Source organism: Aeromonas sp. 9A, from assembly GCF_963900955.1.
GTDB lineage: Bacteria > Pseudomonadota > Gammaproteobacteria > Enterobacterales > Aeromonadaceae > Aeromonas > Aeromonas salmonicida.
This window is the reverse complement of record NZ_CAWRFG010000001.1, coordinates 4,361,215-4,384,650: the sequence shown is the minus strand read 5'-3', so window position 1 is coordinate 4,384,650 and position 23,436 is coordinate 4,361,215. Positions and strand designations below refer to the sequence as shown.

General features: G+C 59.4%; 19 protein-coding genes and 1 tRNA gene. 14 read left to right on the top strand and 6 right to left on the bottom strand.

The genetic code is table 11. The features are described 5' to 3' along the window. Window positions 1-345: 345 nt before the first annotated feature. From arcA to AACX78_RS20270, 4 genes are all read left to right on the top strand, one after another. Window positions 346-1,566 (top strand): arginine deiminase, encoded by a 1,221-nt coding sequence (gene arcA / locus AACX78_RS20285; RefSeq protein ID WP_058395113.1) that lies wholly within the window; start codon window positions 346-348, stop codon window positions 1,564-1,566. A 62-nt stretch (window positions 1,567-1,628) separates the two neighbouring features. Further along, a complete protein-coding gene (gene arcC, locus AACX78_RS20280) occupies window positions 1,629-2,555 on the top strand; it encodes a carbamate kinase (RefSeq protein ID WP_159167230.1) in 927 nt (308 codons plus the stop codon). A gap of 102 nt (window positions 2,556-2,657) precedes the next feature. Beyond that, window positions 2,658-3,662 (top strand): ornithine carbamoyltransferase, encoded by a 1,005-nt coding sequence (gene argF / locus AACX78_RS20275; protein WP_159167229.1) that lies wholly within the window; start codon window positions 2,658-2,660, stop codon window positions 3,660-3,662. Window positions 3,663-3,784: 122 nt separating this feature from the next. Beyond that, window positions 3,785-5,191 carry a YfcC family protein gene (locus AACX78_RS20270; RefSeq protein WP_005318432.1) on the top strand — a complete coding sequence of 469 codons (1,407 nt, stop codon included), beginning with the start codon at window positions 3,785-3,787 and terminating at the stop codon, window positions 5,189-5,191. Between the two features lie 166 nt (window positions 5,192-5,357). On the opposite strand, the gene AACX78_RS20265 is transcribed toward AACX78_RS20270, so the two are convergent. From AACX78_RS20265 to AACX78_RS20250, 4 genes are all read right to left on the bottom strand, one after another. After that, the gene (locus tag AACX78_RS20265) at window positions 5,358-5,849 is read right to left on the bottom strand and encodes an arginine repressor (protein ID WP_005318434.1); all 492 of its coding nucleotides are present in this window, start codon (window positions 5,847-5,849) and stop codon (window positions 5,358-5,360) included. 201 nt (window positions 5,850-6,050) lie between these two features. After that, entirely contained in the window at window positions 6,051-6,515 is a 465-nt protein-coding gene (pyrI, locus tag AACX78_RS20260) for an aspartate carbamoyltransferase regulatory subunit (protein WP_005318436.1), read from the bottom strand. A gap of 17 nt (window positions 6,516-6,532) precedes the next feature. Further along, a complete protein-coding gene (gene pyrB, locus AACX78_RS20255; RefSeq protein WP_059111826.1) occupies window positions 6,533-7,453 on the bottom strand; it encodes an aspartate carbamoyltransferase in 921 nt (306 codons plus the stop codon). A 274-nt stretch (window positions 7,454-7,727) separates the two neighbouring features. Beyond that, complete coding sequence (locus AACX78_RS20250) at window positions 7,728-8,270, bottom strand: hypothetical protein (protein WP_159167228.1); 543 nt, start codon at window positions 8,268-8,270, stop codon at window positions 7,728-7,730. A gap of 201 nt (window positions 8,271-8,471) precedes the next feature. On the opposite strand from AACX78_RS20250, the gene AACX78_RS20245 reads away from it, so the two are divergent. The 3 genes from AACX78_RS20245 to AACX78_RS20235 all read left to right on the top strand — a co-directional run bounded on the left by AACX78_RS20245 (window position 8,472) and on the right by AACX78_RS20235 (window position 12,369). After that, window positions 8,472-8,548: transfer RNA gene (locus AACX78_RS20245), tRNA-Trp, on the top strand. A 306-nt stretch (window positions 8,549-8,854) separates the two neighbouring features. Then, window positions 8,855-10,225, top strand: a complete 1,371-nt coding sequence (locus AACX78_RS20240) for a phosphatidylserine decarboxylase family protein (RefSeq protein WP_159167227.1) — start codon at window positions 8,855-8,857, stop codon at window positions 10,223-10,225. A 254-nt stretch (window positions 10,226-10,479) separates the two neighbouring features. Next, window positions 10,480-12,369, top strand: a complete 1,890-nt coding sequence (locus AACX78_RS20235; RefSeq protein WP_159167226.1) for a methyl-accepting chemotaxis protein — start codon at window positions 10,480-10,482, stop codon at window positions 12,367-12,369. A gap of 69 nt (window positions 12,370-12,438) precedes the next feature. On the opposite strand, the gene AACX78_RS20230 is transcribed toward AACX78_RS20235, so the two are convergent. Together AACX78_RS20230 and AACX78_RS20225 are read right to left on the bottom strand one after the other, a co-directional pair. Further along, the gene (locus AACX78_RS20230; protein WP_017412275.1) at window positions 12,439-12,951 is read right to left on the bottom strand and encodes a lipocalin family protein; all 513 of its coding nucleotides are present in this window, start codon (window positions 12,949-12,951) and stop codon (window positions 12,439-12,441) included. 15 nt (window positions 12,952-12,966) lie between these two features. Next, window positions 12,967-13,869, bottom strand: a complete 903-nt coding sequence (locus tag AACX78_RS20225) for an AraC family transcriptional regulator (protein WP_159167225.1) — start codon at window positions 13,867-13,869, stop codon at window positions 12,967-12,969. 145 nt (window positions 13,870-14,014) lie between these two features. On the opposite strand from AACX78_RS20225, the gene yqhD reads away from it, so the two are divergent. From yqhD to AACX78_RS20190, 7 genes are all read left to right on the top strand, one after another. Next, window positions 14,015-15,178 carry an alcohol dehydrogenase gene (gene yqhD / locus AACX78_RS20220; RefSeq protein WP_021140788.1) on the top strand — a complete coding sequence of 388 codons (1,164 nt, stop codon included), beginning with the start codon at window positions 14,015-14,017 and terminating at the stop codon, window positions 15,176-15,178. 507 nt (window positions 15,179-15,685) lie between these two features. Next, window positions 15,686-17,209 carry a Re/Si-specific NAD(P)(+) transhydrogenase subunit alpha gene (locus AACX78_RS20215; protein ID WP_021139838.1) on the top strand — a complete coding sequence of 508 codons (1,524 nt, stop codon included), beginning with the start codon at window positions 15,686-15,688 and terminating at the stop codon, window positions 17,207-17,209. Between the two features lie 11 nt (window positions 17,210-17,220). Beyond that, window positions 17,221-18,705, top strand: coding sequence for a Re/Si-specific NAD(P)(+) transhydrogenase subunit beta (gene pntB, locus AACX78_RS20210; RefSeq protein ID WP_059111821.1), 1,485 nt, complete (start codon window positions 17,221-17,223; stop codon window positions 18,703-18,705). 96 nt (window positions 18,706-18,801) lie between these two features. Continuing rightward, on the top strand, window positions 18,802-19,554 hold the full coding sequence (locus AACX78_RS20205; protein ID WP_159167224.1) for a substrate-binding periplasmic protein: 753 nt from the start codon (window positions 18,802-18,804) through the stop codon (window positions 19,552-19,554). 182 nt (window positions 19,555-19,736) lie between these two features. Next, on the top strand, window positions 19,737-20,405 hold the full coding sequence (locus AACX78_RS20200; RefSeq protein WP_201302907.1) for a helix-turn-helix transcriptional regulator: 669 nt from the start codon (window positions 19,737-19,739) through the stop codon (window positions 20,403-20,405). Between the two features lie 24 nt (window positions 20,406-20,429). After that, on the top strand, window positions 20,430-21,737 hold the full coding sequence (locus tag AACX78_RS20195; RefSeq protein ID WP_159167222.1) for an L-cysteine desulfidase family protein: 1,308 nt from the start codon (window positions 20,430-20,432) through the stop codon (window positions 21,735-21,737). A 239-nt stretch (window positions 21,738-21,976) separates the two neighbouring features. Next, window positions 21,977-23,377, top strand: coding sequence for an L-cystine transporter (locus AACX78_RS20190; RefSeq protein ID WP_042467774.1), 1,401 nt, complete (start codon window positions 21,977-21,979; stop codon window positions 23,375-23,377). Window positions 23,378-23,436 lie beyond the last annotated feature (59 nt).

Here is a 23,436-nt window from a genome sequence, read left to right as displayed (position 1 = left end):
TTTGGTTTGTTTTGCGCTATCGAGATTTAAAATGAATGAAATAAGCTGAAATATGAAATTAAAGTGTAGGAAATTGCTTATTCAAGCGGTTCTCTTGAATGGGAGATTGTCAGTTCTGTTATGCTCGTCAAAGAATAAACTGTGGTTTTATTCAGTTCTGGCTGAATGTGATCAATGTCCAAGTTTGGCGTGATTTGCAGGTCTAACCTCGGTCTCGAAAGGCAAGGGCAGGATAGAACACAAGCTGAGTACCCTACATAAAGAATATCCCGCCTTAGCCACGAGCATGAATAGAAGGAATCTATTCAATCACTCGCAGGGACCACTGCTAGACGGAATATAATCATGAGCAAATTTTATGTAGGTTCTGAAGTTGGCCAATTGCGCCGCGTCATGCTGCACCGCCCCAACCTCAGTCTGAAGCGTCTGACCCCCTCCAACTGCCAGGATCTGCTGTTTGACGATGTCCTGTCCGTTGAGCGTGCCGGTCAGGAGCACGACAAATTCGCTCAGGTACTGCGCGATCAGAATGTCGAAGTTTTCCTGCTGACCAATCTGTTGGCTGAAACTCTGGATGTACCGGAAGCCAAAACCTGGCTGTTGCAACATCAGGTCTCCGATTATCGTCTCGGCTCTTCTCTAGCCAATGACGTGCGTTGCTTCCTGGCGGACATGCCGCACCGTGAGCTGGCCCGCATCCTCTCCGGCGGCCTGACCTACTCAGAGATGCCTTACAGTGGCGTCAACATGGTCGTCGGTATGCACGCTCCGACCGATTTCATCATTGAACCTCTGCCGAACCATCTCTTTACCCGTGACACCTCCTGCTGGGTTTACGGTGGCGTCTCCATCAACCCCATGGCCAAGGCCGCCCGTCGCCGTGAAACCAACCATGTGAAGGCCATCTACCGCTGGCACCCGCAGTTTGCCGGTCAGGACTTCATCAAGTACTTCGGTGATGAGGATCATGACTACGACAACTCCACCATCGAAGGGGGAGATGTGTTGGTGATCGGTCGCGGCTCCGTGCTCATCGGCATGTCCGAGCGCACCACGCCGCAAGGGGTCGAGCACCTGGCTCGCAGCCTGTTCAAACACGGTCAGGCCAAACAGGTCATCGCCATGCAACTGCCGAAACACCGCAGCTGCATGCACTTGGATACCGTCATGACCCACATGGATATAGATACCTTCTCCGTCTATCCGGAAGTCATCCGCAAGGACGTGAACTGCTGGAGCCTGACTCCGGGCGGTGCCACCGGTATGAACATCAAGGAAGAGGGTTACTTTGTTTCCGCCATTGAAAAAGCGCTGGGTGTGGATCAGCTCAAGCTCATCACCACGGGTGGTGACAGCTTCGAAGCCGAACGCGAACAGTGGAATGATGCCAACAACGTGCTGACAGTGCGTCCTGGCGTGGTGGTGGGGTATGAGCGCAACACCTACACCAACGAGAAATATGACAAGGCCGGCATCACAGTGCTCTCCATTCCGGGTGAAGAACTGGGTCGTGGCCGCGGCGGCGCCCGCTGCATGAGCTGCCCGATGGAACGTGACGGCATCTGACAAGACGGCATGGCGCCGGCAGAGGCTGGCGCCACACATATCAAGACTCGAGATCAACACTCATGAAAAAACCAACTGTCGTCGTCGCCCTGGGTGGCAATGCCCTGCTCCGTCGTGGCGAGCCCCTTGAAGCGGATATCCAGCGCAAGAACATCGCCACCGCCGCCAAGACCATCGCCCTGATAGCTCAGGAGTACAACGTGGTACTGGTGCACGGCAACGGCCCGCAAGTCGGCCTGCTTGCCCTGCAAAACAGCGCCTATACCAAGGTGTCTCCCTATCCCCTGGATGTGCTGGGCGCCGAGTCCCAGGGCATGATCGGCTACATGCTGATCCAGGAGCTGAAAAATCTGATGCCGAGCCGCAACGTCACAGCGCTGCTGACTCAGGTGCAGGTTGACCCCAAGGATCCGGCGTTTGCCAATCCGACCAAATTTATCGGCCCCGTCTATGAGGAAGCGGAAGCCCGCGCCCTGGCTGAAGAGAAGCGCTGGGTGGTCAAGGCTGACGGCAAGTTCTTCCGCCGCGTGGTGCCGTCACCGCTGCCCCAGCGCATCGTCGAAGGCGATGCCATCGAAACCCTGATTGCACAAGGACACCTCATCATCTGTACCGGTGGTGGTGGCATTCCCGTGACCTGGGATGGCAAGTGCCTGACCGGTATTGAAGCCGTCATCGACAAGGACATGTCTGCCGCCTATCTGGCCAAGCAGATCAAGGCCGACGCCCTGCTGATCCTGACCGATGCCGATGCCGTCTACCTGGATTGGGGCAAGCCGACCCAGCATCCGCTGCGAGTCACCAGCCCGGATGAACTGGCTGGCGTCAAGTTCGATGCCGGTTCCATGGGGCCCAAGGTTGAGGCGTCCTGTGAATTTGTCAAAGCGACCGGCGGCATGGTCGGGATCGGCTCGCTGGAATATGGTCTGGCCATCCTCAAGGGAGAGGCGGGTACCAATATCATCGCCACTCGCACCGTGGGTGTGTAGCCAATAGCGCACCCGAATGTGACTCGAACAAATTTGAACTGTGAATGCGTAGCCAACACGACTGCCTATTTGGTCTGAACAAATATAGAGAGAGAACTCATCATGGCTTTTAATCTGCGTAACCGTAACTTCCTGAAACTGCTGGACTTCACCCCACGCGAAATCCAATACATGATCGATCTCGCCATCGACCTGAAAAAAGCCAAATACGGTGGCTATGAGCGCAAACACCTGACCGGCAAGAACATCGCCCTGATCTTCGAGAAGACTTCCACCCGCACCCGCTGTGCGTTTGAAGTGGCGGCCTTCGACCAGGGCGCGCAAGTCTCTTACCTCGGCCCAAGCGGTTCCCAGATTGGTCACAAGGAGTCCATGAAGGACACCGCCCGTGTACTGGGGCGCATGTATGACGGCATCGAATACCGCGGCTACGGCCAGGAGATCGTGGAAGAGCTGGGCGCTTATGCCGGTGTCCCGGTCTGGAACGGCCTGACCAACGAATTCCACCCAACCCAGATCCTGGCCGACTTCATGACCATGCTGGAGCACGGCAAGGGCAAACGTCTGGATCAAATCAAGTTCGCCTACCTGGGTGATGCCCGCAACAACATGGGCAACTCCCTGATGGTCGGTGCCGCCAAGATGGGCATGGATATTCGCCTGGTCGCTCCGAAAGCCTTCTGGCCGGAAGAGGATCTGGTTGCCAAGTGCCGCCTGATCGCCGAAGAGACAGGCGCTCGCATCACCCTGACCGAAGATGTGAAAGAGGGTGTGATGGGCACCGACTTCCTCTACACCGACGTCTGGGTATCCATGGGTGAAGCAAAAGAAGCCTGGGATCAAAGGGTGAAACTGATGACCCCATATCAGATCAACATGGACGTCATCAACGCCACCAAGAACCCGGATGTGAAGTTCATGCACTGCCTGCCGGCGTTTCACAACGATGAAACCACCATGGGCAAGGAAGTGGCTGACAAATATGGGATGAAAGGTCTGGAAGTGACCGAGGACGTGTTCGAATCAGAGCACAGCATCGTGTTTGACGAGGCCGAAAACCGGATGCACACCATCAAGGCAGTGATGGTTGCTACGCTGGGCGACTAAGGTCGCAGTAGTGGTGCCGGGGGGCAACCCCCGGCTTTTCGACCATGTGACAGCGGCATAATACCTCTAACCCTACAACCCGCAGCTTGCATGGATACCACACCACAGAAGGAAGCTGGACCATGACCAAATTCAAGTTCCCGTCAGCCTACACCATACTGTTTGTGCTGATCGCCTTGGTGGCCGCCCTGAGCTGGGTAGTGCCAGCCGGCAAATACGACATGATCATGAACGACGCCCTCGGCAAGGAAGTGCCGGTGGCCGGAACCTACAAGCTGGTAGAGGGGAATCCCCAGGGGATAGTCGACGTGCTGCTGGCACCTATCGATGGTCTCTACAACCACGACACTTATGAGGCAGGCGCCATCGACGTCTCCCTCTTCATCCTGATCATCGGTGGTTTTCTTGGCATTGTGACCAAGACGGGTGCCATCGATGCCGGTATCGAACGGGTCACCGATCGGCTGCGTGGCCGTGAAGAGTGGATGATCCCGATCCTGATGGCGTTGTTCGCCGCAGGGGGCACCATCTACGGCATGGCCGAAGAGTCGCTGCCCTTCTACACCTTGCTGGTGCCCGTGATGATGGCCGCCCGCTTCGACCCGGTAGTGGCCGCTGCGACCGTGTTGCTGGGTGCCGGTATCGGTACTCTGGGTTCTACCATCAACCCGTTCGCCACCGTCATTGCCGCCAACGCGGCGGGCATCTCCTTCACCGACGGCATCTGGCTGCGCGTCGCCATGCTGGTGGCCGGCTGGTTGCTGTGCGTGGCTTATGTGATGCGTTACGCCAAGATGGTGCGCAACGACCCCAGCAAATCCCTGGTGGCTGACAAGTGGGAAGAGAACCGTGCTCACTTCCTTGGCAACAAGAGCGACCAGATGCTGGAGTTCACTCTGACTCGCAAGATAGTGCTGGGTATCTTCGTCGCCGCCTTCGCCGTGATGATTTACGGTGTTGCCGTGCTCGGCTGGTGGATGGCGCAGATCTCCGGCGTCTTCCTGGCCGCCGCCATCATAGTCGGTGTCATCTCCCGCATGAGTGAAGAGGAGCTGACCACCAACTTCATCGACGGTGCCCGCGACTTGCTGGGTGTGGCCCTGATCATTGGTATCGCTCGCGGTATCGTGGTGGTGATGGACAACGGCATGATCACTCACACCATTTTGCACAGCGCAGAAGGGATAGTGACCGGTCTCTCCACAGTGGTGTTCATCAACGTCATGTTCGTGCTGGAAGTGGTGCTCTCCTTCCTGGTGCCGTCCTCCTCCGGTCTGGCCGTGCTGACCATGCCTATCATGGCGCCGCTGGCCGACTTCGCCAACGTGGGTCGCGAGCTGGTGGTGACTGCTTATCAGTCTGCCTCCGGTCTGGTGAACCTGGTGACCCCGACCTCCGCCGTCGTCATGGGCGGTCTGGCCATCGCCAAGGTGCCTTATGTGCGCTGGCTGAAGTGGGTGGCGCCGCTGCTCGGTATCCTGACAGTGCTGATCGTGGTCTGCCTCAGTCTGGGCGCCGTGCTCTCATGACACCGATGACATGCAATATGAAACGGGAGCCTGCGGGCTCCCGTTTTTCCATGGCCGAGAAACAGGACAGGGAAGTCGGCGATCCTCTTACATGAGCCCGCAATCACAGGTGGGCAAGACAACAAAAAGGCGACCCGGGTCGCCTTGCTGCATTCAGGGGAGGAGCTCAGCGGGCCTGCTCCAGGGTGCGCACCACGGCGGCGTGGGCCTGACGGGTACGGCTGATATGGCGCGGGGCGACCAGCACAACATCGTTGCCGGCGACGGCGCCCATGATCTCGGGGTTGGCGTTGCGATCCAGCAGGCGGGCCACGACGGTGGCGGCGCCCGGTGTGGTGTGGATCAGCACCATCTGCTGGTTGTGCACCACTTCGCGCACCATGTCGTGAATGGAGCGGGTGCTGCCGGCGGGTTCCAGCTGATCGTCCACTAGTGTGTAGACCTTCTTGCCGTTGGCATTCTGGGCCTTGGCCACGCCGAGGCGACGCAACAGACGGGAGATGGTGGACTGGCTGATGTCGGCAAAGCCGCGCATCGACAGCTCGCGGCGGATCTCTTCCTGGGTGCTGTAGCAGTGCTGGCCGATGATCTGGCGACAGGCATCCAGCTGGGCCAGATCGGGCTCTTGTTCAACGGGACGACTGAGGGTTTTGACCACGGCGATTTCCTTTGACTGTGACCGGAGGCTATCGCTCGATATCTGCCATCAATGCTTTTTTATAGCTAAAAATTCTGATGGTAAGACGTGAGGCAGGGAATCAACGATGCTTAGCCTTTATAGGATGGCAAATTATAGCTAAACGGAGAATCTGTGATGTGACAGGGGTCAAAAATGGGCCCCTTGGGGCCCGATTGGCTATCAATAACGTTCGCTGACGATGTCCTGGGTGAAGGACTTCTCGCAGTATTTGCACTTCATGCGTACCACGCCCTTCACCTCGCGCACCCGGAAGTAGCTGTCCACCGGCTCGTTGTGGGAGATGCAGTTGGAGTTGGGGCAGTGGAACACACCGGTGATGAACTCAGGCAGTTCCAGCTGATGCTTCTTCACCACGGCGAAGTCTTCGATGATGTTGACGGTCGCCTTGGGGGCGAACAGGGCCAGCTGGTTGGCCTGTTCCGCGGTCAGGCGGGTGTTCTCTATCTTGATGAGATCCTTCTTGCCTAGCGCACCGGATTTGAGGTTGAAACCGACGGTGATCCGCTCCTGAGTCTCGATCAGCTGGAACAGCTTGAGGATCTTGATACCCTGGCCGGCGGGGACGTGGTCGATGACGGAGCCGTGACGGATGGCTTCGACTTGCAGTTGATTCTTCTCGGACATGATGTTCCCCTTTTCCCTTAGACGGTTTCGTTCAGTACCAGAGCCAGCAGTGCCTGGCGCGCGTAGACCCCGTTTTCCGCCTGCTGGAAGTAGTAGGCGTGAGGCGTCTTGTCGACCGCCACATCGATCTCGTCGACGCGGGGCAGGGGGTGCAGGATCTTCATGGTGGGTTTGGCCCCTTCCAGGGTCGCCAGCTCCAGCACGAATTTGGCGGCCATGTGCTTGTATTCGGTCTCATCGAAGCGCTCTTTCTGCACCCGGGTCATGTAGAGGATGTCGAGCTCCGGCATCACCTCTTCCATGGTTTCGTGCACGCTGAACCGTATGCCCTTCTCTTCCAGCTCTTCGCAGATGTAGTCCGGCATCGCCAGCGCTTCCGGGGAGATGAAGAAGAAGCGGCAGTTGAACAGGCTCAGGGCCTGGGCCAGGGAGTGAACTGTGCGGCCGTATTTCAGGTCACCCACGAAGGCCACGTTGAGGCCATCGAGCTTGCCTTGTGTCTCATGGATGGAGAAGAGGTCGAGCAGGGTCTGGGTCGGATGCTGGTTGGAACCGTCACCACCGTTGATGACAGGCACGCGGGAGAACTCGGAGGCGAGACGGGCGGCGCCCTCTTTCGGGTGGCGCATCACCACTGCATCCGAGTAGGAGCCGATGATCTTGATGGAGTCGGCCAGGGTCTCGCCTTTCTTGGCACTGGTGTTGCCGCCGTCGGCGAAGCCGATGATGTTGCCACCCAGGCGCTGGACCGCGGTCTCGAACGAGAGGCGGGTACGGGTAGACGCTTCGAAGAAGCAGCTGGCAATCAGCTTGTCTTTCAACAGGCGGGTGTCGGGCTCGGCCTTCAACCGCTGTGCGGTTGCGACCACCAGTTCCATGTCGGGCCGGGTCAGGTCCGAAATGGAGATGACATGTTTCTTATAGAGTGGATTGGTCATCGTCTGCATTCCCTTTGACATCAATGAAGGTTTTTCGGGCACAAAAAAAAGCCCCTGAAACAGGGGCCTTTTTTAAAAATAACTGGGGATCTGTGGGGCGGGAACCGGAAACAACGGGGCCGCTCTGGTGCGCACCACCCGTCTGCAAGGCTGTTTTCCGAATCAAAAACTGCATCGTCTTGTCCCGACCTTTTTCAAAACCGGACAGATTATAGGGCTGGTTTTTAAATTGTCAAAAATTTATTTCAAAGGCAGGATTTGTGCAGGAAAACGTTTAAGTGCAGTGAACGGGTCGGCAAACCCACACGCTGTGTTCTGTTTGCAGGGGTTGTTGATCTTCGGCCATGGAACGCAGATAGGCGAGTCTGTGGTGTCCTTCCAGCAGGCAATAGGGTTGTGGCAGCGGCTGCCCGTCCGGGTAACGGCTATCCAGCGCCGTGGCCAGCACTATGATGGGCTCTGACCAGGTGCCTTGCGTCAGCATGTAGTCGCCGAGCCAGGATCGGCGTACGTAGCGGTTGTGGCGCAGCATCTCGCCCCAGCGCTCGATCACCTCCATATGACGGGAGCCGGTCTGGGCGATGATCCGCTCGGTGGCCCACTGCTCGCACTCGAACTGGTGACGGGCGAGATCGATAAAGCTCCAGTTGGACTCAAAACCGCGCCAATGGCGATAAATCCACTGAGAAAGCACGCTGTGGGGAATGAAGGGTACCTGCGGGGCAACCCGGTCGAGATAGTCGGACAGGGACTCCGTCTTGCGTTCATCCCTGAAGTTGAGCGGCGCCAGTTGTTGGAGCAATCGGTAATTGAGCATGAACAGCCTCCCGGAACCAATCTTCACCCTACCCCCATTTATGTGGCTTTCCTACCCTGACAAGGCTGTAAATACAGCAAGTTACCCCGTCAGGCTGCGCAAATTGCCGCGAGTTGCTCGTCATTTGTGCAATCGAATCGAAAGTGAGAAAAAAGCCTTTACCTTTGAACCCGGCTTTGTATAATTCGCCTCGTTTGTTGCAGGGGCGTAGTTCCAATTGGTAGAACAGCGGTCTCCAAAACCGATGGTTGCGGGTTCGAGTCCTGCCGCCCCTGCCATTTTCAGAAAAGCCAGCTCATTGAGCTGGCTTTTCGCATTTCTGCGTTCCCGGTTTTGTTCCCCTGTTTCCCTCTCTCTTCCCTGTGTTGCGGTCGTTTCGCGGCAGTTGTCTCGCTTCACATTCAACGCCTGCCTTGACCGCTAGTCGCTATTGCACCAATCCGCCCTGTCGTTTCTGGCAATCGTGCTTCATGGCTCCCTGTGCTACACAAGACGGGCGGTGCCATTGCGCCTTGATGGCACTCAGATAGCCAATGCTCAAGCCGTGGATTGTGGGCGTGAACATCACTTGCGGAGATAGACTAATGAACGAGGCAGTTGAAACCCGACTGAACAAGTCTCGCCCCGGCGGCTGGGTACCCCGGGACAGTGCCCATATAGCGCGCTGGATCCGGCGGATGAAGCACTATGTCGCCAACCAGCCGGGTGAGCTGGTGCCCCCCATCGCCGAGCTGCGGGATCTGGTCAATGCCGATCCCTGGTTGCACGCCCAGGCAGAAGCCATGTTCAAGGAGGCCTGGCGTCACAAGCATCTGACCCCGCTAGGCCAGGTCGAGGTGCGATCCTTCGAGGAGTTTCTGGGGTTGCTCAACGGCATCATGACCACGGCACCCGAGGCATATCAGGATATTCCGACGCACGAACCCTCCGGCCTTATCGGTTTCCCCATCAATGCCCTGCTCGACTGGCCCATGGCGACCCAATCCGGTTATCACTTCTTTGCCAACGCTCTGATCAATCAGCAGTTCAAGAAAATCCTCGATTACTGGGCGCTGTTTCTGCAAAGCCCGGCCTCACGCTATGTGCTGAATGAGCCGGTCAGCAGGCTGGATAAAGAGACTCTGGTGGTGCCCTGGCTCGGCAAGGCGGCCAAGAGCGAGATGGTCAAGGTGGCCTGCGGGGCCCTGGGGGAAGGGACAAATCCGACACCTGGCAGCTTTGAGCAGATTTTCCAATGTGACCCGTCGGCCGAGTATCACGGCTTCAGTTGCTGGGATGACTTTTTCACCCGCACCTTTCGTTCCGGTGTGCGACCCATTTCGGCACCTGGGGATGACAACGTCATCGTCAACGCCTGCGAATCGGCGCCGTTGCAGGTGAAGAAAGGGGTGAGCCGCAGCGATCAGTTCTGGCTCAAGGGACAGCCCTATTCGCTGGACAACATGCTCGATTTCGACGATCTGGCGCCCCGCTTCGATGGCGGCACCGTGTATCAGGCCTTCCTCAGTGCGCTCAGCTATCACCGCTGGCACAGCCCGGTGAGCGGCACCATCCGCAAGGTGCGCGTGGTCAACGGCACCTACTATCTGGAGAACCAGTTCGAGGGCTTTGTCGACCTGCAGGGGGCGGATCCCAGCGCGCCCAACAACTCGCAGCCTTTCCTTACCTCGGTGGCAACCCGGGCGCTGATCTTCATCGAAGCAGACAACCCCAAAATCGGGCTGATGTGCGTGGTGCCTGTGGGCATGGCCGAGGTGTCGAGCTGCGATGTTACCGTGAGGGCGGGGGACAGGGTGAAGAAGGGGGATCCGCTCGGCATGTTCCACTTCGGCGGCTCGACCCACTGTCTGGTGTTCCGCCCCGGGGTCAAGCTGGAGTTCGAGTTTTACGGTCAAACCCCGAGTCTGGATGCTGGCAATATGCGGCTGAATACCGCCATCGCCCGGGTGCGCTAGGTAGGCGCGTGTGACGGGATACAAGACGGGCCGCCTCTCAAGGCGGCCTTTTTACGTTGGTTGGGGTTGCACCGACAGTGGATCAAGAGGGAAAGGATGAGTGCCGGATGGAAAGGAGCGTTGCCAGTGGGATAGCTACTGATGCATTTAAAATCAAGGGATTGGTATTCATGGAACAGGATTTTCAGTCGATATAGTCCACACAAGGTATGCAGCTTTGTTTGACGCCATTGAGACAGCCATAAGGATATCCCATGAATCTCTCCCTTCGCGGCAAGTTGTTGGCCACCAGTCTTGGCGTGGTCCTGATCACGGTCTGCCTGCTGGGCATGACCGCCTTCTATACCCTGAAAAACCAGACCCTGAGCGCCATCGACAGCGAGGCGCGCAACTATGCCAGCGCCTACGCCGAGGGGATCGGAAAATGGATGCAGGACAGGCGTGAGAGCCTGACCGCCCAGGTCAATGTCATCGCCAACCACCCGACGTCCGAGCTGGTGCCCCATCTGCAGCAGACCTTGCGATCCGGCGGCTTCGGGCTGGCCTACTACGGCTCGGAGGAGGGGGTGATGACCCGCAACGATCCCTCCCTCAACAAGGGTGACTATGACCCGCGTGCGCGACCCTGGTATCAGGATGCGGTCAAGGCGGGCAAGCTCATCATCACGGAACCTTATGTCAGCGTGACCATGCAGCAGCTGGTGGTGACCCTGGCCGAACCCGTGATGCAGCAGGGCCGGCTGGCCGGTGTGGTCGGTGCCAACCTGGCGCTGGAACAGCTCATCAAGGATGTGCTGGCGATGCGGGTGCAGGGGGATGGCTACGCCATGCTGCTGGACAAGAGCGGCCTCATCGTCGCTCACCCGAACAAGGATCTGGCGCTCAAGAAGAGCCAGGACTTGGCGCCTGAGCTCGATGCCAACCGCTTGGTGGGCATGAGTCAGCAGGGCGGCCAGCAGGCGGTGCAGATCGGCGGACGTGACACCAAGATGCTGGTGTTGCCGATCCCCAACACCGACTGGCTGCTGGCCATGGTGATGCATGAGGATGTGCTGATGGCGCCGTTGCAGAGCCTGCTGTTGCAGTTGTCACTCATCAGTGCGGGTCTGATCCTGGTGTTCGGCCTGGTGCTGACCAGCACCTTCAAGTACCTGTTCCAGGATCTGGGCCGGGTGGCAGGGGCGTTGCACGATATCGCCCACGGCGAGGGGGACCTTACAGTCCACATCAACACCCGCAGCAAGGATGAAGTGGGCCAGCTGGCCGAGAGCTTCAACCAGTTTGTGGCTCGCCTGCACGGCATCGTCAGCCGCTTGCGGGATGTGACCGTCGAGCTGGCAGCCCAGTCCCGTACTCAGGCGGCTGGTGCCCTGGCTCGCAGCCAGCGGGTGCGCCAGCAACAGGACGAGATCGTGATGGTGGCGACTGCGGTGACCGAGATGGCTTCTGCGACTCAGGAGATCGCCGGTAACGCCGAGTTTGCGGCCACCACCTCGGGGGATGCGGTCAAGCTCGCCGTTGCGGGCCAGTCCCAGGTTGGCCAGAGCCAGCGCAGCATCACAGGGCTGGCGGATGAAGTGGCCGATGCCAGCCAGATCATCAATGAGCTGGATGCCCATGCCCAGAAGATCAGCGGCATTCTGGCGACCATCAGCGGCATCGCCGAGCAGACCAACCTGCTGGCGCTCAACGCCGCCATCGAGGCGGCACGGGCCGGCGAACAGGGCCGTGGCTTTGCCGTGGTGGCGGACGAGGTACGGGTGCTGTCCAAGCGTACCCACGACTCCACCGACGAGATCCAGCAGATGATCGAAACCCTGCAGCAGACCACTCGCCGTGCGGTCGGTGGCATGGAGACCAGTCGCCAGCTGGCGGGCACCAGCGTGGAGGATGCGGAAGCCGCCAACCAGAGTCTGTCACTGATCAACCAGGCCATAGGTTCCATCAGCGACATGGCGACCCAGATAGCGGCGGCGGCCGAAGAGCAGACCTCGGTCACCAGCGAGATCAGCCGCAATACCGAGAACATACGCCACGTTTCTCAGGAGCTGGCTGAGCAGGCGGGCGAAGAGGCCGCTCAGGCCGCCGAGCTCAAGTTGCTGACCGAGCGGCTGGAGCAGGAGATAGGCCGCTTCCGGCTCTAAACCGGCCAGCAATAACCGGCCAGCAATAAAAAGGGCAGCCCGCGGGCTGCCCTTTTGCATGTCCGTAGGTTATCCGGGCTGCTTGACCCAGATGAGCTTGTCGGTGGCAAAACCCAGCCCTCTCGCCTTGGCGACCAGGGCATCGACCTTGGCTTTCGGCGGGTTGGGGGAGCGGGAGAGGATCCAGAGATAGTCGTGGTTGTAGCTGGTCACCAGGGAGAGCTGGTAATCGGGGTCAAGATCGATGACGTTGTAGCCGCCGTAGAAGGGGCCGAAGAAGCTCACCTTGAGCCGCGCCTCGTCCGGCTTGTCAACGAAATAGGCCTTGCCCTCGGCCTCGCGCCAGCTGCCATCGCTCTGTTTGCCGCGATTGATCACCCTGACGCCGCCATCGTCCCGCAGGCTGTAGCTGGCGCTGACCTCTTCCAGCCCCCGCTCGAAGCTGTGATCCAGACGCGCTATCTCATACCAGGTACCAAGATAGCGGTCGAGCTGGAAGCCGGTGACGGGACGGATGCCATCGGCCATTCCGGTACAGGCCGTCAACAGCAGGCCACACAACAGACAGAACAGTGAACGCATAAGTTATCCCTCTTTTTATCCCTCAATGATACGAAGTTGGCCGTCCCGAAAGCGGGAGGCCTGATCGGTTGGCGTGCTGCCGAAATAGCGTTTGTACTCCCGGCTGAACTGGGAGTTGCTCTCGTAGCCGACTCTGGCCGCGGCGGCACCGGCCTTGATGCCGTCGTGCAGCATCATGAGCCGCGCCTTGTGGAGGCGAAATGACTTGATGTACTGCAGCGGCGAGGTGGAGGTGACCGCCTTGAAGTGGTGGTGAAAGGCGGAGACGCTCATGTTCACCTCCCGCGCCAGCTCCTCCATGGTGAGGTTGTCGGCGAAGCGCGACTCTATCATACGCAGCACCCGGGCTATCTGGCCTACATGGTTGTGACGGTTGGCCAGCGCCTGCAGCGCCGGGCCTCCCCCCTCGTGCAGCGCGTAGAAGAGCATCTCCCGCACTGTCTGCGGTCCCAGCACCCGGGCGTGGTGGGGCTTGTCCATCAGGTCGATCAGTCGCTCGGCAGCACAGAACATTTCTTCGGACAGGGGGACTGAGTGGACACCGCTCTTTTGCACAGCCGGGGCGGGCAGGGCATCCCCCAGTTCCAGCAACAGCTCCTGCAGGGTGGCGACGTTGATCTCGAGGGAGAAACCGACAAGCGGCTGCTCGGGGGAGGCAAAACACTCGCACTCACAGGGCAGCGGCAGCGTCATCAGCAGATAGTGGCTGGGATCGTAACGAAACACCTGATCCGCCAGATAGCCCACCTTGTGTCCCTGCAATATCACTATCATCCGTGGCTGGTAGAGCACTGGGGTGCGACCGTGGTACTCGGTGGTGTAGATGAGGTTTACCTGCTCAACCGGAGAAGCTGTGATGCCGGGAGCCGTGACGTGACGGGTCAGTTTGGCGGCGAGGTCGGTGTAACGGTTCTGCATGGAGTCTCTTTTGTGGTGATTCTGGCGGGTTTGTAGAAATAGGCAAGAATCAAGCAGGATGTTGTCTTGATGGTAGAGGTGGTCTGGAGAAAAATGCAATCACATTTTGCGGCCTGGCCGCCCGAAACATAGAAAGGCAATGTCGATGAACAACTTTACTCTCCATACCCCGACCAAGATCCTGTTCGGCAAGGGCCAGGTTGCCCAGCTTCGTGAACAGCTCCCGAGCGATGCCCGCATCCTGATCACCTATGGCGGTGGCAGTGTGGTGCGTACCGGCCTGCTGGCCCAGATCCGCGACGAGCTGGCGGGCATGACACTGTTTGAATTCGGTGGCATCGAGCCCAACCCCACTTACGAGACCCTGATGGGGGCGGTGGCGCTGGCCCGCGCCGAGCGCATCGACTTCCTGCTCGCCGTTGGCGGCGGCTCAGTGCTCGACGGTACCAAGTTTATCGCCGCCGCTGCCCATTACGATGAGGCCCGGGATCCCTGGCACATACTCGAGACCGTTGGTAACGAGGTGCGCTCCGCCATTCCGCTCGGCGCCGTGCTGACCCTGCCGGCCACCGGTTCCGAGATGAACATGGGTGCCGTGGTGACTCGTCGCAGCACGGGTGACAAGGTGCACTTCTTCTCGCCCTTCGTGATGCCGCGCTTCGCCGTGCTGGATCCCGTGCTCACATACACGCTGCCGGCTCGTCAGGTGGCGAACGGTGTGGTGGATGCCTTCATCCATATCCTGGAGCAGTACCTCACCTACCCGGTCAATGCCAAGGTGCAGGATCGCTTCGCCGAAGGCCTGTTGTTGACCCTCGTCGAAGAGGGCCCCAAGGCGCTGGTGGAACCGGAAAACTACGAGGTGCGCGCCAACATAATGTGGAGTGCCACCATGGCCCTCAACGGTCTGATCGGTGCCGGTGTGCCCCAGGACTGGGCTACCCACATGCTGGGTCACGAGCTGACCGCCCTGCATGGCCTGGATCACGCCCAGACCCTGGCTGTGGTGCTGCCCGCCCTGTTGCAGGCCAAGCGCCAGCAGAAGCATGCCAAGTTGCTGCAATACGCAGAGCGGGTGTGGGATCTGCGCAGCGGCAGCGAGAGCGACCGTATCGACGGGGCGATTGCCGCCACCCGTGACTTCTTCGAGCGGATGGGCGTCAAGACTCGCCTGCGGGACTATGGTCTGAGCGAGTTGGGCATCGACACCCTGATCGGCAAGCTGGCGGAGCACGGCATGACCGCCATTGGCGAGCACGGCGATATCGATCTGGTGCAGAGCCAGCATATTTATGAAGCCGCCTGGTAACCGCACAGGGGCAGAACGTCGGGATCGAAACGATTAATTCAGAGGGGTCGGGGCCTGCCATTTGGCGGGTGGCCGGCCCCTTGTCTGTTACAAAACAGTTACTTTTCCTGTTTTCGCCCCGATATCTGTGATCGGAGCAGATTTCGTAAGAACAAAAAGCGCTAAGATAGAGGGCCGGTAAAACATTTTTTTTGACTGGTTGGATCACTTTTTCCAGTGCTTTTTACTGGTATAAGTCGCTAATTTGGTTTGTTTTTTTAAATCCAGGTCCGGGATGGGCTGAATTCTGTACGCGCACCATCGGGACTGCGGTTGTAATAAAACTCCAAAATTTGATACTAATCACCTTCGCGCCTGAGAAGCGGGGGCCTGACCATGACAGGAGGTTGAGGTAAAGCCTACTGATTTTCATAACAAAGGGCCCGTGACCTGCACTTTGGTCATGTCTTGTTTCGCCAGAAATGCGACACTGGGCAGCGATTGTTTATTAACCATCAGGGAATAGTCATGCAGATTGGAATACCGAGAGAGAGTCTCGCCGGTGAGACCCGGGTCGCAGCGACCCCGGCCACCGTTGAGCAGCTGAAAAAGCTCGGCTTCGAGGTCGCCATCGAGGCCGGTGCCGGCCAGCTGGCCAGCTTCGATGATGCCGCCTTCGAGGCTGCCGGTGCCAGCGTGGTACCGAGCGTCTGGCAAGCCGACCTTATCTTCAAGGTCAACGCGCCGACCGATGCCGAGATCGCACAAATTAAAGATGGTGCCACCCTGGTGAGCTTCATCTGGCCTGCCCAGAACCCTGAGCTGGTCAAGAAGCTGTCCGAGCGCAACATCAATGTGATGGCGATGGACATGGTGCCGCGGATCTCCCGTGCCCAGTCCCTCGATGCCCTCTCCTCCATGGCCAACATAGGCGGCTATCGCGCCGTGGTCGAAGCTGCGCACCAGTTTGGTCGCTTCTTCACCGGCCAGATCACTGCCGCCGGTAAAGTCCCGCCCGCCAAGGTATTGGTGATCGGTGCCGGTGTGGCCGGTCTGGCTGCCATCGGTACTGCCGGTTCCCTCGGCGCCATCGTCCGCGCGTTCGATACCCGTCTGGAAGTGGCCGAGCAGATCGAATCCATGGGGGGTGAATTCCTCAAGCTGGACTTCGGCAGCGAAGATGGTGCCTCCAGCGATGGTTATGCCAAGGTCATGTCCGATGAGTTCATCGCAGCCGAGATGGCGCTGTTTGCCCAGCAGGCCAAGGAAGTCGACATCATCATCACTACCGCCCTGATCCCTGGTCGTCCGGCTCCGAAGCTGATCACCAAGGAGATGGTCGACAGCATGAAGCCGGGTTCCGTGATCGTGGATCTGGCTGCGGCGACGGGTGGCAACTGTGAATACACCAAGCCGACCGAGTTGTTCGTGACCCCCAACGGCGTCAAGGTGATCGGTTACACCGACCTGCCGGGTCGTCTGCCTGCCCAATCCTCCCAGCTCTACGGTACCAACCTGGTCAACCTGATGAAGCTGATGTGCAAGGAGAAGGACGGCCAGGTTGCCATCGACTTCGAAGACGTGGTCCAGCGCAACATGACGGTGATCCAGGCCGGTGAAGTGACCTTCCCGCCGCCCGCCATCTCCGTCTCTGCCGCGCCGCAGAAGCCCGCAGCTGCCCCGATCAAGAAGGCCGAAGCGAAGCAGCCCTCCAACAAGAAGTTCGTGTTCGGTGCCCTTGGCATCGCCGCCTTCGGTTGGGTGGCAGCCGTGGCACCTGCCGCCTTCCTGTCTCACTTCACCGTATTCATCCTGGCCTGCGTGGTCGGTTACTACGTGGTGTGGAACGTCTCCCACTCCCTGCATACGCCGCTGATGTCGGTCACCAATGCCATCTCCGGCATTATCGTGGTCGGTGCCCTGCTGCAAATTGGTCAGGGTTCTACGCTCGTCACCGCGCTCTCGTTTGTCGCCGTGCTGATTGCCAGTATCAACATCTTTGGTGGCTTCACAGTCACCCAGCGCATGCTGAAGATGTTCCGTAAGGATTAAGGGGGTTTAACGTGTCTCAAGGACTGGTAACAGCATCCTATATCGTTGCCGCCGTGCTCTTCATCCTCAGTCTCGCGGGACTGTCGAAGCAAGAAACGGCCAAGCATGGCAACTTGTTCGGTATCGCGGGTATGGCCATCGCCCTGCTCGCTACCGTATTCAACCCGGAAACCAGTGGCGTGCACTGGATCATCCTGGCCATGGTGATCGGCGGTGCCATCGGCGTGCGTCTGGCTCTCAAGGTCGAGATGACAGAGATGCCCGAGCTGGTAGCCGTGCTGCACAGCTTCGTGGGCATGGCGGCCGTGCTGGTGGGCTTCAACAGCTTCATCGACTTGCACCCGTCTGCGCCCGCCGAGGTGGTGGTGTCCGTCGGTTCCAACCTGGATGCGACGCTGGCTGCTGCCCGGGCGGCGTTCGAGCAGGCGGCCAGTGTCGCCCAGGTCGAGCACCTCTCCGGCGCCATGCTGAACATCCATCTGGTGGAAGTGTTCCTGGGCGTCTTCATCGGTGCCGTGACCTTCACCGGTTCCGTGGTGGCGTTTGGCAAACTGCGTGGCCTGATCTCTTCCAAGCCACTGATGCTGCCCCATCGCCACAAGCTGAACCTGCTGGCCGTGCTGGCCTCTCTGGCGCTGATGGTCTACTTCGTCAATGCTGGTGGTTCTACCTTCGCCCTGTTGGTGATGACCCTGATCGCCTTCGCCTTCGGCTGGCATCTGGTTGCCTCCATCGGTGGCGCCGACATGCCGGTCGTGGTCTCCATGCTCAACTCCTACTCGGGTTGGGCAGCGGCAGCGGCGGGCTTCATGCTCTCCAATGACCTATTGATCGTGGTGGGTGCCCTGGTAGGTTCCTCCGGTGCCATCCTGTCTTACATTATGTGCAAGGCGATGAACCGCTCCTTCATCTCCGTTATCGCCGGTGGCTTCGGCTCCGACGGCGTGGCCTCCACGGCCGACCAGGAGATGGGCGAATACCGCGAAACCAGCGCCGAGGAAGTGGCTGATCTGCTGAAGAACGCCAGCTCCGTCATCATTACCCCGGGCTACGGCATGGCGGTGGCGCAGGCCCAGTATCCGGTGGCTGAAATCACCCAGAAGCTGCGTGATCGCGGCATCAAGGTGCGTTTCGGTATCCACCCGGTTGCCGGTCGTCTGCCAGGTCACATGAACGTGCTGCTGGCGGAAGCCAAGGTCCCGTACGATATCGTGCTGGAAATGGACGAGATCAACGACGACTTCAACGATACCGATGTGGTATTGGTGATCGGTGCCAACGACACCGTCAACCCGGCTGCGATGGAAGATCCGGGCAGCCCGATCGCCGGCATGCCGGTGCTGGAAGTCTGGAAGGCGCAGAACGTCATCGGCTTCAAGCGCTCCATGAACACTGGCTATGCCGGTGTCCAGAACCCGCTGTTCTTCAAAGAGAACACCCAGATGCTGTTTGGCGATGCCAAGGCCAGCGTCGAGGCCATCCTGAAAGCGCTGTAAGCGTCGGCCAGGAGAGACAAAAGGAGGCTTCGGCCTCCTTTTTTATTACTCACTTTTTGGTATATCCTCAGCCAATGCATGGATGGAGATCACGGCATGATGTGGCGTAAAGGATGGATCCTGCTCTGCCTCTGGTGGGGATGGACGGTACAGGCAAACGAACAGCCGAGCCTGACTCTGTTGACCGAGTTGTGGCCGCCCTATGTGATGCGGCTGGACGACGGCAGCCTGGGGGGCGCCGATCTGGAGCTGGCCCGCAAAGTACTCACAAAAATGGGCTATCGCACCACAGTCAAGGTATTGCCCTGGAAACGGGTGCTGCAGGAGGCCAGATTCCAGAACGGAGATGCCATCGTCGATGCCTTCTTCGAAGAGCGGCGACTGGAGTGGCTGCACTATCCGGATGAGCCGCTCTCCCAGAGTGGCGAAGTGATATTTTTCCCCCTGAACAAACCCGTCGACTTCCAGAGCCTCACCAGCCTCAAGGGGCTGCATATCGGCACCCAGGCGGATTATGCCTATGGCGAAGCCTTCCTCACCGCGACCGAGTTCACCCGCTTTCCCATGACGGGAGAGAGCAACATGATCAAGCAATTGCACATGATGATGGCGGGGCGGCTCGATGCCGTTGTGATGAACCAGAGGGTGGGGTTGCATCTGCTCAAGGGGCAGGGGTTGCAGGATCTGGTGGGCCATAGCATCAAGACGGTGACCGACAACAACCGCAACTTTCTCGCCTTCACCCACAAACCCGGCCACGAGCGCCTGGCCTATCAGTTTTCCCTCGCCCTCAAAGCCTTCAAGCAGACCCCCGAGTATCAGGCCCTGATGGCCCGCTACGGGCTCTGAGGCACGGCCAAGTCCCGTTTGTTGAGTCGTGTCACCAGGCGGGTCCTTTTGTTGTGCTCTCGTTCACAATCTGTGGCACTTTGCCGCCACTTGGGCATAATGCCTGCGCAAAAAGCGATATGGCTCAACTTTATTTGAGTCTGATTGCTTTAGCGTTACCCCAAGTTGACTGGATGACTCCTATGATGCAGGCCACCCCATTACGCCAAACCAGTGCGTTGACCGATGAAGAGCGCCACCTGATCGCCAGCTTCGAACCTGCCGTGGAGGCGCTCTCCGCCCTGTTCGGCCCGGGTTGTGAAGTGGTGCTGCACGCTTTTGACAGCCTGCATGCTTCCGTCATCAAGATCGCCAACGGCCATATCACAGGCCGGGAAGAGGGTGCACCTGTCACCGACTTTGCCCTCAACAAATTGCAGAGCGCCGCAGGCAGCCAGTGGAGCAGCTACTTTTCCCACACCCGGGAGGGGGGGCTGCTCAAGTCTTCCTCCATCACCATCAGCAACCGGGAGGGCAAACCCATCGGCATGCTGTGCGTGAACTTCAGCCTGGAGACGCCGCTCGGGGCCCTGCTCGATACTTTCTCGCTGCCCGCTGCGCCAGCGCCCCTCAACAACGAGACCTTTGCCAGCTCGGTTGACGATCTGGTCGCCCAGGTGATCCACAAGGTGGATCAGGATGCGAGCCTTGGCAGCAGCGTACGCAACAAGGCGATCGTGCACCGGCTCTACGACATGGGCATCTTCGAGATCAAGGATGCCGCCCAGCTGGTGGCCGAGATGCTCGGCATCTCCCGTCATACCGTCTATCTGCATATCCGCAACCGCAAAGCGGATCTGAACGAACAATAACAGCCCGATCGTGGGCGACAGAACATGAGAAAAACAGCAATGAAAGCACAATGGACCGACTTTATTACCCTGCTCAAGCGTGAAGTGGTGCCGGCCCTGGGCTGCACCGAGCCCATGTCGGTGGCGCTGGCTGCTGCCAACTGCCGCAAGCTGCTGGGACAAACGCCGACCCGTGTCAGCGTCTGGGTCAGCGGCAACCTGTTCAAGAACGGCATGGGGGTCGGCGTGCCGGGCACCGGCATGATAGGTCTGCCCGTGGCCGCCGCTGTCGGGTTCACGGGGGGCAACCCGGATGCGGGGCTGGAAGTGCTCAATACCCTGACCCCGGCCCAGGTGGAAGAGGCCAAGGCGCTGCTGCCCATCATCAAGGTGGACGTGAAGGATGTGCCGGATGTGCTCTACGCCGAGGTACTGGCCGAGGTGGAGGGTCACAGTGCCCGAGTGGTGATCTGCACCGATCACACCCGCATCGTCTTGATGGAGCTGGATGGTGAAGTGCTGATGGAGCAAAACAGTGCCCCGGGCGTGCAGATCCAGCCCGCCAAGTCTGACAAGCCCGCCATGACACTGCGCGAAATCGTGGCGTTTGCGTTGGAGGTGCCGCTGGCGGAGATCAACTTCATCGGTGCCGCCGCCACCATGAATCAGGCGCTGGCGGATGAAGGGCTGCAGGGTTACGGCCTGCGCATCGGCAAGATCCTGACCGAGCAGGTGGAGCGCAAGCTGCTCTCGGACGATCTGATGACGCTGGCGATGCGGCTCTCCTCCGCCGCCTCCGATGCGCGGATGGACGGTGCCATGTTGCCTGCCATGTCCAATTCGGGCTCCGGCAATCAGGGCATAGCCGCCACCATGCCGGTGGTCGCCGCCGCCCGCTTCCTCAAGGCGAGCGACGAGCAGCTGACCCGGGCGCTGGTGATGAGCCATCTGGTGGCCATCTACATCAAGACCCATCAGAACAAGCTGTCTGCCCTCTGCGCCGCCAGCACGGCTGCCATGGGGTCGGGGGCCGCCATCACCTGGCTGCTGGGCGGCCAGTTCGAGCAAATTAGTCACTGCATCAACAACATGATCGGTGACGTTTCCGGTATCATTTGCGACGGCGCAGGCAGTGCCTGCTCCATGAAGGTCTCTACCTCCACCTCGGCGGCAGTCAAATCGTCGCTGATGGCCATCAACAATCTGCACGTGCCCCAGAGCGAAGGCATCGTCTCCGACGACGTGGACGAAACCATCGCCAACCTGGGTCGCCTCTCCAAACTGGGGATGCTGGATACCGATATCGAGATCATCAACATCATGCGGGCCAAGCAACAAGGCAAAGCCCAGTGATGCAAGGGGTGGCGCAGGCCACCCTCTGTTTTTCCGTCTGCTGACGCCACTCCGGCCAAGGAGCGTCCGATGCGGTCGATGTCAGGGAGGAGCCTGCCCGGCACGTCCCGGTTTTGCGTCACCCCGGTTGCACCGGGGGACGTGCCGCCACGATGCGGCGAGTTTCAGGGAGGAGTGTGCGTACCGGGCACTCGTCCGTACACCTCGGGCCCGGCCCGATTATTTTGGGGAATATCGTCATGACTCTTAGCGTTATAGGTAATCTGGCCATTGCGGCCATCTTGCTGCTGTTTCTCTATCGCTTGCAGCAAAAACATGTGAGCTTCACCCGTCGGGTGTTTGCGGGTCTGGGGCTGGGCATACTGTTTGGTGCCGCCTTGCAACTGCTCTACGGGGCTGGTGCAGGGGTCATAGGCCAGACCATCGACTATCTGGATATCGTCGGCAGTGGCTATGTGAAGCTGCTGCAGATGATCATCACGCCGCTCATCATGGTCTCCATCATAGGGGCCATCCTCAAGCTCAATGGCGGCACTGCCCTTGGCAAGATCAGCGCCATGACCATAGGGGTGCTGATCTTCACCACCATGCTTGCCGCCGGCGCAGGCATACTGATGTCCAACCTGTTCGGTCTGACCGCTGAAGGACTCACCGCCGGTGCCGCCGAGACCGCCAGGGGCGCGGCATTGCAGACCACCCTCGGCAGCGTCGAAAGCATGTCCTTTGCCAAGATGGTGCTGGAATTCATTCCGGCCAACCCCTTCCTCGACATGACAGGTTCGCGCAAGACCTCCACCATAGCCGTGGTGATCTTCTCCATTTTCATCGGTCTGTCCGCCACCGGCATAGCCCGCAAGAAGCCGGAGATCTTCGAGAGCTTCGGCCGCTTCATGGAGGTGGCCCACGTCATAGTGATGCGGATGGTGACTCTGGTACTGCGCCTCACCCCCTATGGCGTGCTGGCGCTGATGGCCAAGGTGGTCTCCGGCTCCAACTATGCCGACATCCTCAACCTGCTCAACTTCGTCATGGCTTCTTACGGCGCCATTGCCATCATGTTCGCCGTGCATCTGCTGCTGGTGGGTCTGGTGGGGATCAATCCGCTGCGTTTTCTCAAGAAGATCATGCCGGTACTGGCGTTTGCCTTTACCTCTCGCACCAGTGCGGGCTCGATCCCGATGAACGTGCAGACCCAGACCAAGGCGCTCGGCATTCCAGAGGGGATCGCCAACTTCGCCGCCTCCTTCGGCTCCACCATCGGCCAGAACGGCTGCGCAGGCATCTATCCGGCCATGCTGGCGGTGATGATAGCTCCCACTGTGGGGGTCAATCCCATGGATCCCGGCTTCATCATGACGCTGATCGCCATCATCACGGTCAGCTCCTTCGGGGTGGCCGGGATAGGTGGTGGTGCGACGTTCGCCGCCTTGATCGTGCTCTCCGCCCTGGACTTCCCGGTGGCGCTGGCGGGCTTGCTCATCTCCATCGAGCCGCTGATCGACATGGGCCGTACCGCCCTGAACGTCTCAGGTTCCATCACTGCGGGCACTGTCACCAGCCGCTTGCTGGGCGAGACGGACATGCAGGTGTTCAACAGCGAGCATGAAGTGTGTCTGGACGGCGAAGAGTCCACCATCTGACCCGCTTGCCAGGGCAGGAGCCAGCCCCTGCCCATCGATAGACCAGAGGGAGGGCATGC

Coding starts and splice junctions, on each gene's coding strand:
- AACX78_RS20200 (WP_201302907.1), top strand. CDS start 19,737: ATGATGCAGGCCACCCCATTACGCCAAACCAGTGCGTTGACCGATGAA.
- pyrB (WP_059111826.1), bottom strand. CDS start 7,453: ATGACCAATCCACTCTATAAGAAACATGTCATCTCCATTTCGGACCTG.
- AACX78_RS20235 (WP_159167226.1), top strand. CDS start 10,480: ATGAATCTCTCCCTTCGCGGCAAGTTGTTGGCCACCAGTCTTGGCGTG.
- AACX78_RS20190 (WP_042467774.1), top strand. CDS start 21,977: ATGACTCTTAGCGTTATAGGTAATCTGGCCATTGCGGCCATCTTGCTG.
- arcA (WP_058395113.1), top strand. CDS start 346: ATGAGCAAATTTTATGTAGGTTCTGAAGTTGGCCAATTGCGCCGCGTC.
- AACX78_RS20230 (WP_017412275.1), bottom strand. CDS start 12,951: ATGCGTTCACTGTTCTGTCTGTTGTGTGGCCTGCTGTTGACGGCCTGT.
- yqhD (WP_021140788.1), top strand. CDS start 14,015: ATGAACAACTTTACTCTCCATACCCCGACCAAGATCCTGTTCGGCAAG.
- AACX78_RS20240 (WP_159167227.1), top strand. CDS start 8,855: ATGAACGAGGCAGTTGAAACCCGACTGAACAAGTCTCGCCCCGGCGGC.
- AACX78_RS20250 (WP_159167228.1), bottom strand. CDS start 8,270: ATGCTCAATTACCGATTGCTCCAACAACTGGCGCCGCTCAACTTCAGG.
- arcC (WP_159167230.1), top strand. CDS start 1,629: ATGAAAAAACCAACTGTCGTCGTCGCCCTGGGTGGCAATGCCCTGCTC.
- AACX78_RS20195 (WP_159167222.1), top strand. CDS start 20,430: ATGAGAAAAACAGCAATGAAAGCACAATGGACCGACTTTATTACCCTG.
- AACX78_RS20215 (WP_021139838.1), top strand. CDS start 15,686: ATGCAGATTGGAATACCGAGAGAGAGTCTCGCCGGTGAGACCCGGGTC.
- AACX78_RS20270 (WP_005318432.1), top strand. CDS start 3,785: ATGACCAAATTCAAGTTCCCGTCAGCCTACACCATACTGTTTGTGCTG.
- AACX78_RS20205 (WP_159167224.1), top strand. CDS start 18,802: ATGATGTGGCGTAAAGGATGGATCCTGCTCTGCCTCTGGTGGGGATGG.
- argF (WP_159167229.1), top strand. CDS start 2,658: ATGGCTTTTAATCTGCGTAACCGTAACTTCCTGAAACTGCTGGACTTC.
- pyrI (WP_005318436.1), bottom strand. CDS start 6,515: ATGTCCGAGAAGAATCAACTGCAAGTCGAAGCCATCCGTCACGGCTCC.
- AACX78_RS20225 (WP_159167225.1), bottom strand. CDS start 13,869: ATGCAGAACCGTTACACCGACCTCGCCGCCAAACTGACCCGTCACGTC.